The 12,310-nt window shown below is 72.2% G+C and carries 8 protein-coding genes; 2 read left to right on the forward strand and 6 right to left on the reverse strand.

What is annotated here, in order from left to right; all coding sequences use genetic code 11:
• Positions 1-22: 22 nt before the first annotated feature.
• The 3 genes from ACZ4Z1_RS13715 to ACZ4Z1_RS13725 all read right to left on the reverse strand — a co-directional run bounded on the left by ACZ4Z1_RS13715 (position 23) and on the right by ACZ4Z1_RS13725 (position 4,456).
• On the reverse strand, positions 23-499 hold the full coding sequence (locus ACZ4Z1_RS13715) for a DUF4288 domain-containing protein (RefSeq protein WP_468486772.1): 477 nt from the start codon (positions 497-499) through the stop codon (positions 23-25).
• Positions 500-942: 443 nt separating this feature from the next.
• Positions 943-2,022 (reverse strand): rod shape-determining protein MreB, encoded by a 1,080-nt coding sequence (mreB, locus tag ACZ4Z1_RS13720; protein WP_468486773.1) that lies wholly within the window; start codon positions 2,020-2,022, stop codon positions 943-945.
• 202 nt (positions 2,023-2,224) lie between these two features.
• Positions 2,225-4,456, reverse strand: a complete 2,232-nt coding sequence (locus tag ACZ4Z1_RS13725) for an FUSC family protein (RefSeq protein WP_468486774.1) — start codon at positions 4,454-4,456, stop codon at positions 2,225-2,227.
• Between the two features lie 535 nt (positions 4,457-4,991).
• Here ACZ4Z1_RS13725 and ACZ4Z1_RS13730 point away from each other — a divergent pair.
• A complete protein-coding gene (locus tag ACZ4Z1_RS13730) occupies positions 4,992-6,020 on the forward strand; it encodes an alpha/beta hydrolase (protein ID WP_468486775.1) in 1,029 nt (342 codons plus the stop codon).
• Between the two features lie 96 nt (positions 6,021-6,116).
• Here the strand turns inward: ACZ4Z1_RS13730 and ACZ4Z1_RS13735 are convergent, their stop codons facing one another.
• The 3 genes from ACZ4Z1_RS13735 to ACZ4Z1_RS13745 all read right to left on the reverse strand — a co-directional run bounded on the left by ACZ4Z1_RS13735 (position 6,117) and on the right by ACZ4Z1_RS13745 (position 10,821).
• Entirely contained in the window at positions 6,117-6,626 is a 510-nt protein-coding gene (locus ACZ4Z1_RS13735; RefSeq protein WP_468486776.1) for a hypothetical protein, read from the reverse strand.
• Positions 6,627-6,880: 254 nt separating this feature from the next.
• Entirely contained in the window at positions 6,881-7,666 is a 786-nt protein-coding gene (locus ACZ4Z1_RS13740; protein ID WP_468487018.1) for an ABC transporter permease, read from the reverse strand.
• Between the two features lie 221 nt (positions 7,667-7,887).
• A complete protein-coding gene (locus tag ACZ4Z1_RS13745; RefSeq protein ID WP_468486777.1) occupies positions 7,888-10,821 on the reverse strand; it encodes an alpha/beta fold hydrolase in 2,934 nt (977 codons plus the stop codon).
• Positions 10,822-11,032: 211 nt separating this feature from the next.
• Between ACZ4Z1_RS13745 and ACZ4Z1_RS13750 the strand changes: the two genes are divergently transcribed.
• Positions 11,033-12,274, forward strand: coding sequence for a styrene monooxygenase/indole monooxygenase family protein (locus ACZ4Z1_RS13750; RefSeq protein WP_468486778.1), 1,242 nt, complete (start codon positions 11,033-11,035; stop codon positions 12,272-12,274).
• The last annotated feature ends 36 nt before the right edge of the window (positions 12,275-12,310 follow it).

Below are 12,310 nucleotides of genomic sequence, written 5' to 3' on the forward strand. Positions count from 1 at the left end.
CGGCGTTGAAGAGAACTCCAGGTCAGAGTTCTTCGCCCGACAGCAGCGGCTCGAAGCGTTCATAGGCCGCGTAGTCGCGGAAGTGCCGCGCGTACAGGTCGGCGTCCTGCGCCAGGTCCTCGTCCAGTGTCGGGCTCACGTCCACGACACGCTTGAAGCACCAGGACACGGTCTCGCCCCGGTCGTTGAGGTAGCTCGTCTCCCGGGCGCGGGCCCGCCGCTCGGCCCGGCTGCGGGCGTCCGCGTCGTCCGCCGCGTAGACGAGCATGACGCTCTCCTCGTACAGCGGATCGCCGCCGCCCTTGCCCGGCGATTCCATGAGCACCATCGCGATGTACGGCCTGGGCCCCTTGACCGGGGCCTCCTGTTGGCCGCCGGTCGCCACGGCGCACTCACTGCCCTCGGTGATCGACCTTCCGTGGGCGACGGCCCAGCGGCGTGTCGGTACGGAGCCCGTCCGCACCCATTCAGCCGGCTGGAGGACTTTTGCGTTCAGCATCGGCGTCAGCTTCCGGATCCAGCCACGGACGGGCTTACGGGCGAGCTCATGGATGCGGTTGCGAATGAGGGCAGGCGTGTGTCTTCGGGTGCAGCCGCTTCTCCGCTCGCGATTACCGGCAACACCGACCACGGCCCTATGGCCCCCGGCTCCGGCTCCGGCTCCGGCTCCGGCTCCGGCTCCGGCTCCGGTTCAAGCATCCCCGTATCGATCATGAGCGCCAACAGGTTCGGCATGATCGTTCCTCCAGGGTGAAGTCATTACTCACCGCGACCGGCCTCGCAGCCGGCGCAATCATCTTCACCCGTTCCGGGAGTTACCGCACGTCGGCGCATCCAGCCAGGGACGGACGGGCAGCGGGCCCACCGGACTCACCACGAAGCGGTGGCCGGGCCCGCGCACGACCCCCGCTCCTGCGCCGCCCCACGCCCCCGCACGCCCCGTCAGAGCCGCACAGCCTTCCGCGGCTGCTCCATCGCCCCGGCCAACAGCCCCTGCAGCGTCGCGAATTCGTCGACGCACCGCCCCGTGCCGTTGACCACACAGTCCAGCGGGTCGTCGGCGACCACCACCGGTACGCCCATCTCCTGGCGCAGCCGCTGGCTGAGGCCACGCAGCAGTGCACCCCCTCCGGTGAGCGCTATGCCGCGCTCGATGATGTCCCCGGAGAGCTCGGGCGGGCACTCGTCGAGGGTGCGGTGTACGGCCCGTACGATCGCGTCGACCGGCTCGGCCAGCGCCGAACGGATCTCTTCCTCGGTGATCTCCTGGATGCGCGGCAGTCCGCTGACGTGGTCCCGGCCGCGTACGGTGTAGGACGTACGGCGATCCGGCTCGCCCTCCTCGTCCACGTCGACCGGGGTCCAGGCCGCGGAGCCGATCGCGATCTTGATTTCTTCGGCGGTGCGCTCGCCGATCGCCAGCGAGTGCTTCTTCTTCACGTACGAGATGATCGCCGCGTCCAGCGCGTCGCCCGCGACCCGTACCGACTGGGCGGTGACGATGCCGCCCATCGAGACGACGGCCACCTCGGTCGTACCGCCGCCGATGTCCACCACCATGCAGCCGACCGGCTCGGCCACCGGCAGACCGGCGCCGATCGCCGCCGCCATCGGCTCCTCGATCAGGTGCACCTCACGGGCGCCGGCGCTGCGCGCCGAGTCGATGACGGCCCGCCGCTCGACGCCGGTGATGCCGGAGGGCACGCAGATGACGACCCGCGGCTTGGAGAAGCGGCGGGTGGGCAACGCCTTCTTCATCAGGGCGCGCAGCATCTGTTCGGCCGCGTCGAAATCGGCGATCACGCCCTCCTGAAGGGGGCGCATCGCGGTGATGCCGGACGGGGTGCGGCCGATGGTGCGCTTGGCCTCCGAACCGACGGCGATCACCTCGCCCGACGCGTTCACGGCGACGACGGACGGCTCGTTCAGGACGACGCCCTTGCCGCGTGAGTAGACCAGGGTGTTGGCGGTTCCCAGGTCGATGCCTATGTCGTACGTACCGGACGAAGTGCTGGACGCCATGGGAGGTTCGCTTGCTCTCTCTCGACTGGACGACAGGGTCCCGCGCGCGGGGCCCTCGAACATCGCGCCCCGGGCGGCACGTGTGGCTCGCCGATCCGCTCGGGAAGTGAAGCCCACCGAGCTCGTCAAGCTCGCCAATGGCGCCATTTGCGGGCAATTATCAAGACTACAGGCGGTGCCGAATGGTTCCGGGCCGACGCGTTCAGCTCGACGCGGAGGGCGGGGCAGCCTTTCGCGGCCCTCCCGCATCCCCCACTCGTTGCGTTCGCCCCGTGTCCGCCACTTTCCGCGTCCCTCCCGTGTCCGCCACTCGGCGCATCCCTCCCGTATCCGCCACTCCCCGAGTCGCCCGGTTCTTGCCGCCGGGGCCCCGTGACAGGGCTTCGGCCAGGTCGTCCAGCGCGTCCAGAAGCAGTTCGGCGCCGCGCAGCGCGACACCGCGGGTCTCGGACTGCGCCGCCCACTCCTCCCGTACGGCGCGCAGCGCGCTCCAGTCCAGGTCGCGCCGCTCCCGTACGGCGTCGACCGCGCGCGGCAGTGACTCGCGCAGCTCTTCCGTGAACGTTTGGGCACCCGGTGATGGTTCCGCGTCCTTGTCCGGAAGATGTGCTTCCACGATCATCGTCACCCGGCCCATCGTGGACAGGGCGGACTGTGCCGCCGCTGCCGCGCTCAGCGACAGTCCGCGGTGGCGCACCGGCTCCTTCTCGGCGCGCGATTCGCTCTCCTCCCAGGCGGCGCGGGCCGCGCGGGCGTCCAGGAGGGCTTCGCGGACCTGGCGGGGGCGGCGTTCGGCGGGCCGCGCGTAGCGGTCGAAGACGGCGATGGCGTACCGGCCGTTGGCCTCCAGCCACTGGGCCAGCCGTTCGCGCAGCCGCGGGGTCTCCCAGGCGGGGAAGAGCGCGTAGGACAGCATGGCCAGCAGCCCGCCGACGAGGGTGAGGACGATGCGTTCCTGGACGGTCTGTTCCCAGCCGGCGCCGGCGATGCCGAGCAGGAAGACGACGTACGCGGCGACGCACGCCGAGGTCACCGACACCCCCGTACGCATCAGCAGGTACATCGCCAGCACGCACACGATCGCCAGCGCCGCGCTGACGTACAGGTTCGGGTGGGTGAGACCCATGATCGCACCGCCGACCGCGACCCCGACCAGGGTGCCGATGAAGCGGGCGACGCCGCGCGCGTACGTCTGCCCGAAGTCGGGCCGCATCACCATCACCGAGGCCAGCGGCGCCCAGTACCCGTGACCGAAGGGCAGCGCCTGGCCGATGAGGTAGCCCGCGGCGGCCACCGCGCTGACGCGGAGCGCGTGCCGGAAGATGTGCGAGGACCAGCGGAGCTCACGGCGTACGGCGCGCAGCGCCACCGGGATCAGCTTCGGCACGCTCGGGCGCAGCAGGTGCCCGCGCTCCGCCTCGGTGGTGGGCCGGGTGGCCTGGACGGGCTCGTCGGTGAACTCCACGGCGTCGGCGAGCAGCGAGATCAGCCGCAGCGCGGAGCGGCGGGCGGCGCCGGTCAGCCGCGGCCCGTCGCCGTCCTGGGGCATTTCGAGGGTGGCCATCGCCTCGGGCGGCAGGCGTACGGGCCTGCCGTGCCGGATGGCGGTCGCGACGGCGTCCAGTACGGTGGCGGCCGCGCCGAGCAGTTCGCGCGCCCGGTCGCGTTCGGGCCCCTCCACGGGCGCGCCGACGACCGGGTCGGCGAGCGAGGCCAGGACCGGCCTGACCTGCTCGGCCAGCGCCCGGGGCCCGTGCAGCTGGACGGGCCGGCGCTTGGCCTGACGCGGGGTCACGGCGGAGGCCAGGCGGGCGTTCATCAGGGGCTGCGGGTCGAAAGGGGCGACCGGATCGTGCCGCAGCCGGCGCGCGTAGTCCGCTTCGGCGGCCAGCGCGTCGGCGAGTGCGTCGCGCTGCACACCCCACGGCCGTACGGGAAAGAGCACGATCAGCGCGGCTTGGACGAACCCGCCGAACGCGATGATGGCCGCGTGTTCCAGCGCCCCGAGGACGGAGGTCGGCAGCGTGACGGTGACGAGCATGACCGAGACGGTCTGCGTGCCGACCAGCCCGGAGACCGGCCCGACCGACCAGGCCAGGCCCGCCAGGAAGGTCCACAGGGAGAGCAGGACCAGGAAGCCGACGATGTGCGCGGCGGCCAGGTATCCGAGGAAGGTGGAGACGGAGAGACCGCCCGCGACGGCGAGCGCCAGGACGGGCCGCGGACGCCAGCTGCGCTGGAAGGTGGCGATGCCGGCGGCGAACGCGCCGAAGGCCGACGAGACCGCGAGGGCCGGGTTGCCGAGGTAGAGGCACAGGCCGATGACGATGGCGACACCGACCGAGCCGCGGATCGCGATCAGCGGGGTGAGCTTGGCCCTTTCGATGGTCAGCCCGGAGCGGGCGGTCTTCTTCAGCGCTCGCGACCAGGTCATGCCACCGAGAATACGTACTCGGGAGCGCCGAAACGGAATGATCTGTGCCGGTTTGTGGGTGGGTTTTGGCGGGCACTCGGATGGGTTCGCGACAGGGGCTCGGGACGTTGCGGCAGGGGCCAGGGTGGGGGTCGCGGCAGGGGCTCGGACGGGAGTTGCGGCGGAGGCCCGGGCGGGTCGCCGCCGGGCGGATCACGGCGGGGCTCGGATGGGGCACGAGAGGAGGCGCGACGGGGTACGGGAGGAGGGCGCGGCGGGTGCGAGGGGAAGCTCGGCGGGGTACGGGAGGAGCTCGGCGGGTTGCGGCGGCGGTCCGGACAGGGTTCACCGCGTCCCCGCCCGCCGATTCGTCGAGAAAATCACCGTAAAGCCGGTTTCTGTTGCGGGTAAACCGTGCAGGTCACGGACGTGTCCCGCCACCGGAGCCGATCCACGCGGGCAACGCGACACCCGGAGAGGGAAACCCCGGCCCCGGCCGCGCCCTCTTGCTCGGCAGCCGGACGTCCTCCGGCCCGCTCAGCAAGGAGAAGGTCCCGTGCGTAAAACCCTGCTCACCCCGGTGGTCGTACTGATCACCCTGACCGCCCTCGCCGCCACCGCCGGCTGCGGCTCAGGCGGCTCGGGCGGTTCCGACGACGCACCGGTGCGCTTCGGTGACGCGAAGGGGTCCGGCTCGCACGGCGCCACGCGGCCGGGCAAGGCGTCGCTCGCCCGGATGCCCACCAACCCGATCAGCTTCAAGGAGCAGCGCAAGGTCGGCGGCGCCGGGAACGGCACCCCGATCGGCATGGCCACGTACCACGGCCCCAAGTCCGGGTTCACCGGGAAGGTGTGGGTATGGGCGCCGCCGGAGTACTACGAGAAGAAGAACGCCGACAAGGGGTTCCCGGTCCTGATGGCGCTGCCCGGCGCCGAGGGCTACCCCGTCAATTACTGGATCGGCGGCGACCTGAAGCTGGAGGAGAGCCTGGCGCAGTGGTCGAAGGAGGGCAAGAGCCTGCCGTTCATCGTCGTGATGCCGGTGCTCAACCCCAACGCCAAGCAGTACTACGACGCCAGCGACATACCCGGCCAGCCGAAGATGGGCACCTGGCTGAACGAGGACGTCCCCGACTTCGTCCGGCAGAACTTCCGTACGCTCAAGAGCCGGGACGGCTGGGCGGTCATGGGGTCCTCGTCCGGCGGATTCGCCGCGCTGAAGAACGTCCTGCAGCACCCGGAGACCTTCAAGGCCGCGATACCGTCCGGCCCCGACATCGTGCCGGACTCACCGCTGTGGCGCGGACACGCGAAGGAGCAGCGGGAGAACAACCCCGAGGTCCTGGCCCAGCGGCTGATCAGCAAGGGCGGGCCCGACGTGTATCTGGCCTTCCAGGACGGTTCCAAGGAAGCCACGGTCGTACCGAAGGTCAAGAAGTTCATCGCGCGCTACGGACGCGGCCCGGTCAAGACGCGGCTGCAGACGGTGGCCGGCGGTACGCACGGCGCCGACACGTATGTGAAGGGCATGGGCGAAGGCACGATGCAGTGGGTCAGCGCCCATATGCAGGGGCCGGCGGAGTAACCCGCGCCCCCGCCCCGGGCCGTTCCCGCCCCCTCGGGCCGTCCCCACCCCGGAACGCCCACCGCATCGTGTCCCCTCCTCCTCGCCCCCCGCGCCTCACACCGAGCAGGCCACGTCCAGCAATTCGATGGGCCGCGTCGCGTCCAGATCCACGTACGCGGTGAAGTGCTCTTTCCGGTTCCCGCTCCAATACGTGGTGACCGTCGCCCAGCCGACCCTTGCGGACTGCGCGGTGGTGACCTTGCCGACGGAGATGTTGCGCGGCGTGTTCTGGGAACACAGCAGCAGGTCGTAGTGGGGCGTTTCCGCCGCCTTCTTCTTGAGCTCGGCGGAGACCTGGTGCTCGCGCTCCCAGGCGCTGGGGCCGTGCTTCCCGTAAAAGGAGACCAGGAAGCGACGGATCTCCTCGGCGGTCCAGCGGCCGTTCGGGTCGGCGCGCAGATCCGAACGGGGCTGCTGCTGTATGGAAGTGTCCGGGGCGGCAGCGATGGCCGGGGCCGCGGAGGCGGCGGTCAGTGTGAGGCCGAGAACGACGGCGGTCGCTGCGGCGATGACGGTGGAGGTGGCAGTGGCGGTGGCTGTTGTGCGCGAAGCATGACGGAGCATGAGATGTCCTCGACTTCCGACTTCTGTTCTATGTGCGCATTGCCGGTCTTCACCAACTGAGACACCCGGGGTCCCGGGATGGTTGCGGACCGCCGGGCACACCACCCGGCTGGAGCAACGGCGGCCGCCGCCCCGGAGCACGACGGCGGAATTCCGCAGGTGCCGGGCGCCTACGAGCGCTTGGCCGGCGCAATGGCACAGCCGGTAGCCGGGGCCCCACCCGGTCAGACGGTTCTCGCCCCGGTCCCCCGCCCCTACGACACGATGTCCTTCCTCCCGAACCCCCGGAACGCCAGCGCGAACAGCACCAGCGCGTACGCCACCGAGACCGCCGCCCCCTGGATCATCCCCGTGCCGTCGAGCTGGGGCTGGAGGGCGTCGGCCCAGGCGAACTGCCAGTGCGCCGGGAGGAAGTCGCGCCAGTGCTCCAGGGCCGTGACCTGGTCCAGCACATTGCCGACGATGGTCAGGCCGACCGCGCCGCCGACCGCGCCCAGCGGCGCGTCGGTCACCGTCGACAGCCAGAAGGCGAGGGCCGCCGTGACCAGCTGGCTGACGAAGATGTACGCGACGGCGAGCGCCAGGCGGGGCAGCGCGTCGCCGGCGGCCAGCGCGCCTCCGGTGGGGAGTTGGAGCGGCCCCCATCCGTACGCGGCGGTGCCGACACCGAGCGCGACCAGCGGCAGCAGCACCATCGCCGCAGCGCTGAACAGCAGAGCGACGGTGAGTTTGGCAATCAGCAGCCGGGTGCGCGGGACGGGAGCCGCGAGCAGGTAGCGCAGCGAGGACCAGCTCGCTTCGGAGGCGACCGTGTCCCCGCAGAACAGCGCTACCGGAACGACCAGCAGGAAGCCCGCCGAGACGAACAGGACGGTCGCGGTGAAGTTGGCGCCCGAGGCGGTCGCGGTGTCCATGAGGGTGACGCGGTTGTTGCGGCCGCTCGGGTCGCCGCCGATCGCGAAGGCCGCGATCAGGACGAACGGCAGCGCCACCAGGATCGCAGCGATGACGAACGTGCGGCGCCGCTTGAGCTGCCGCATCGCCTCGACGCGCAGCGGAAGCGTGCGGCGCGCGCGGTAACCGGGGGCGTGCGACGCACCGGGGACGGACGAACCCGCGGGCCCGCCGGAGAGCACGGACCCACCGGAGCGCGCGGCCCCGGCGGGCGACGCGGCCCCACCGGAGCGCGCGGTTCCTCCGATGGACGCGTCCCCTTCGGAGAGCGCGGACTGCCCGTCCTTGCCGGGCTCGGCGACTGGGGTCACCGGTCACCTCCGATCATGGTGAGGAAAGCATCCTCCAGGCGGCGGTGGGGGCCGATGCGGGCCACCGGGATCTCCAGCCGCAGCAGTTCGGGCAACAGGCGCGCGGTGCTCGTCGTGCCGTCGAGCGTGACGAGCAGTCCCTCGTCGGCCCGGGCGGCCGCCGCCACCCCGGGCAGCGCGGCCACCTTCTCCAGGAGGACGTCGGACAGCGGTTCCCCGCCTTCCACGCCGACGAGCAGGGTGTCGCCGGTGCCGACGATGTCGGCGACGGGCCCTGCCTGGACGAGCCGGCCACGGTCCATGACGACCAGATGCGTACAGGTCTGTTCGACCTCGGCCAGCAAGTGGCTGGAGACGATCACGGTGCGTCCGCCGGCCGCGTACCGGATCATCACGTCGCGCATCTCACGGATCTGCGGCGGATCGAGCCCGTTGGTCGGCTCGTCCAGGATGAGCAGGTCCGGAAGGCCCAGCATGGCCTGCGCGATGGCGAGGCGCTGCCGCATGCCCTGGGAGTAGGTACGTACCGCGCGCTGCAACGCGTCGCCCAGCCCGGCGATCTCCAGCGCCTCGTCGATGTGCGCGTCCTCGGCCGGGCGGCCGGTGGCCTGCCAGTACAGATCGAGGTTGGCGCGCCCGGACAGGTGCGGCAGGAAACCGGCGCCCTCGACGAACGCGCCGACCCGCGACAGCACCGGCGCGCCGGGCCGGATCGCGTGCCCGAAGACGCGGATCTCGCCGGCGTCCGGACCGATCAGACCCATGAGCATCCGCAGGGTGGTGGTCTTGCCCGCGCCGTTCGGTCCGAGCAGGCCGAGCACCTGGCCCTTCTCCACCCGGAAGGAGAGGTCCCGTACGGCGTAGCGGTCGGTGGACTTGGCGTACCGCTTGCTCAGGCCGGTGATCTCCAGCGGCACGTCCGCCAGGTCCGGGTCGGGCGCGCCGGCCGCGGCCCGCCGCCGCCCCACGGACAGGAGCAGTACGGCGACGACCGCGCCCGCGGCGGGCAGCGCCCACGTCCACGCCGGCAGCGGGGTCGCCGCGCTCTTGACGGCGGGCGCGGTCGGCACGTTGAGCACGCCGCCGTTGCCGCCCCCACTGCCGTCGCCTTCGAGGGACGCGGTGTACGTGGCAGGCTCGGCGGGCGAGGCGTACGCGAGGTCCGTCGAGGACAGCACCAGGCGCAGCCGGTGCCCGGCCGCGAACTCGTGGTCGATGGCGGGCATCCGCAGTTCGACGCTCTTGCCGGCCTTGGCGCCGGTGATGCGGTACGGCTCGGCGAGCCCGGCGGGCAGCACCGGCCGGCTGCTGCCGTTCGGACCGATGTCGTACACCTTGGCGAAGATCACCGCGTCGTCGCCGGTGGATCCGATGCGTACGCGGGCGGTCGGCGCGCCGGTGACGCGCAGCGGGTCGGTCAGCGGCTGCGACTCGAAACGGGCGTACTGGCCCGGGGAGTCGAGGGAGAGTCCGGCGCCGACACTGGAGAGGCTGTTGAGGGCGCCGACGCCCGGCACGGTCGAGATGGACGGCGGACTGGCCCCGGCCGGGTTGGTGAAGCGCTGCTCGCGGCCGGTCAGGCGCACCGGGCGCGGGTCGTTGTCCAGGCCGGGGTAGCGGTCGCCGCTCGCGCCGCGCAGCCGGGCGGCGCCGTTGGTGGAGTCCACGGCCCCGCCGCGGCTGACGCGGAAGGCGGGCCCGGTGGCCGCGTCCTTCTCGTCCTTCAGGTAGCGGTCGAACCACGCCTTCGTACGGCCGGCGAGGCGGCCGGTCTCGCGGTCACCGCCGTCGTGCCCGCCGGCGAGCCAGTCGACGGAGACGGGTGCGCCGTTCTTGCGGAGCGCCCGGTACGCCGCGTCGGCCTGGCCGAGCGGGAACAGCGAATCGGTTCTGCCCTGCATCAGGAGCGTCGGGACCTTGATCCGGTCCGCGACGGCGGAGGGGCTGCGCGCTTCGAGGAGTTCGCGGGCGGCATCGTCGGGCTTCCCGGAGACGGCGATCCGCTCGTACATCGCGCACAACCGCGGCTCGAACCGGCCGCATCCATCAGTGACGTCCCGGGACGTGGTCCCGACGGCGGACTTCCCACTGCCGCCGGCGCCCGGTCCGGCGCCGGTGCCCGAACCCGCGTCCGGCCCCGAACCCGAGTCCGCTCCGGTACCGCTGCCACCCCCGTTCCCGCCGGCGCCCCCGCTGCCGCTACCGCCAGTGCCCCCGCCGGTGCTCCCGTTCCCGGCTCCCTCCGCCGCCTCCACACCGACCGAGCCCGTCGAAAAGAACATGCCGGCCCACAGTTTCTTGAAGACGCCGTTGGGGAAGAGCGCGTCGGCCAGGTTCCAGTACGTGATCTGCGGGGCGATCGCGTCGACGCGCTTGTCGTACCCGGCCGCCAGCAACGCGACCGCTCCCCCGTACGAGCCTCCGGCCACACCGACCCGTGGGTCGCCCGCGCCGTCCAGCCGTACTTCGGGGCGCTTCGCCAGCCAGTCGATCAGCCGGCGGACGTCGGCCACCTCCCGGTCCGGATCGTTGAGCCCGATCTTCCCCGTGGACCTGCCGAAGCCGCGCGCCGACCAGGTCAGCACGGCGTACCCGTCGCGCGCCAGCTGCTCGGCCTGCGTGCGTACCGACTCCTTGCTGCCGCCGAAGCCGTGCCCGAGAAGGACGGCGGGGCGGCGGCCGGTGCCGCCCGCGGTGAAGAAGGAGGTGTCGATCCGGACCTTGCCGTCACCATCGGCACCAGCACCGGCACCGCCTTCGGTCTGCCCCTCCCCGCCCCCGCCGCTCTCCGGCACGCTGAACGTCCGGTCCTCCCGGTGTACGGCCGGCGGGTCGTCGGCGGCGACGGCCGCCCACGTACCTGACCCGGCGAGTACGGCCAGCACGGCCGCCGTCGCGTACAGCCGTCGTCCGCGGAGTCGGAAAGTCATACGGTGAATCCTAAGGACGTTCCGCCGCGGACCACCGAGCCGCCGGGGCGAACCCGCGCGCCTCCCCCGGGAGTACGGGCGCCGCCGCACGTACCGCGTCCGCAGTACGCGCAAAGCGCCCGCGCGCCCCGTGGCCCTCTGTACACCGCACCACCCCGCCGCTACAAAAGACGATGTGGGGGCGGGCCGGGTCGGCCCAGGGGAGGCGGCAATGCGCAGGATCGCCATCGTCGGCGCTGGGCAGGCGGGGCTGCATCTCGCCCTGGCCCTCCTCGCCGCGGACTACGACGTCACGCTGGTCACCGACCGTACGGCACAGGAGGTGCGTGCCGGACGGGTGATGTCGACGCAGCTCATGTTCGGCCCGGCGCGGCGTCTGGAGCGGACCGCCGGGCTCAATCTGTGGGACGCGACCGCGCCCGGAGCGAGTTCGCTGCGGGTGACGGTGTGGGATCCGCCCGGAAAATCCGCGCTGACGTTCATCGGGCAGTTCGACGAACCGCCGCACTCCGTCGACCAGCGGGTGAAGATGGCCGGCTGGCTCGCTCTGTACGAGGCCAGGGGCGGCCGGGTCCGGTACGGCTCCGTCACCTCCGCCTCGCTGCCCGCGCTCGCCGCCGAACACGACCTGACCATCGTCGCCTCCGGGCGCGGCGACCTCACCCGGATCTTCGCCCGCAATCCGCTCTACTGTCCCTTCGACCGCCCGCAGCGCACGCTGGCCTGCGTGTACGTGCACGGCATCGCGGCGCCGGCCGGCGAACCGGAGCCGCAGACGCGGATCAACGCGGTGGCCGGGGCCGGCGAGGTGTTCGTGCTGCCGGCGCTCACCACGGGCGGGCCGTGCGGCATCGTGCTGTTCGAGGCGCTGCCGGGCGGGCCGTTCGACTGCTGGCACGACCAGCCCTCGCCGGACAGCTGCGTAGCCCGCGCGCTCGAACTGCTGCGCACGTACGCGCCCGGGGAGTACGAGCTGTGCAAGGGCGCCGCACCCACGGACGCGGGCGCGACGCTGTACGGCGCGGTCACCCCCGTCGTCCGGCATCCGGTGGCCGAGGTCGCGCCGGACACGTACGTGCTGGGCATGGCGGACGCGGTCGTGACCAACGACCCGATCACCGGCCAGGGCTCGAACACCGCGGCCCGCGGCGCGGCCGCCTACCTGGACTCGATCCTGGAGCGCGGGGACGCGCCCTTCGACCCGGAGTGGATGCATGCGGCGTTCGCCGCGTTCTGGCGGCACGCCCGGCAGGTCACGGAATTCACCAACCTGATGCTGGAGCCGCTGCCGCAGCACGTGCAACGGCTGCTGGCGGCCGCCGCCGAACACCCCGTCGTGGCACACCGCTTCGTCAACGGGTACGCCGATCCGGCGGACTACCACGACTGGCTGATGACGGCGGCTCACGCCGAGACCTACCTGGCCACCGCCACCGCGGGCGCCAAGAGGTGAGAGCCGTCGAGCGCTCCACCGGCTCCCTGCCCCGGC

It is taken from the genome of Streptomyces sp. NPDC030165, from assembly GCF_055573595.1.

Bases quoted from the DNA above. Each gene is read 5' to 3' on its own strand.
- mreB (WP_468486773.1), bottom strand. From the start codon at position 2,022: ATGGCGTCCAGCACTTCGTCCGGTACGTACGACATAGGCATCGACCTG.
- ACZ4Z1_RS13725 (WP_468486774.1), bottom strand. From the start codon at position 4,456: ATGACCTGGTCGCGAGCGCTGAAGAAGACCGCCCGCTCCGGGCTGACC.
- ACZ4Z1_RS13745 (WP_468486777.1), bottom strand. From the start codon at position 10,821: ATGACTTTCCGACTCCGCGGACGACGGCTGTACGCGACGGCGGCCGTG.
- ACZ4Z1_RS13735 (WP_468486776.1), bottom strand. From the start codon at position 6,626: ATGCTCCGTCATGCTTCGCGCACAACAGCCACCGCCACTGCCACCTCC.
- ACZ4Z1_RS13750 (WP_468486778.1), top strand. From the start codon at position 11,033: ATGCGCAGGATCGCCATCGTCGGCGCTGGGCAGGCGGGGCTGCATCTC.
- ACZ4Z1_RS13740 (WP_468487018.1), bottom strand. From the start codon at position 7,666: ATGCGGCAGCTCAAGCGGCGCCGCACGTTCGTCATCGCTGCGATCCTG.
- ACZ4Z1_RS13715 (WP_468486772.1), bottom strand. From the start codon at position 499: ATGCTGAACGCAAAAGTCCTCCAGCCGGCTGAATGGGTGCGGACGGGC.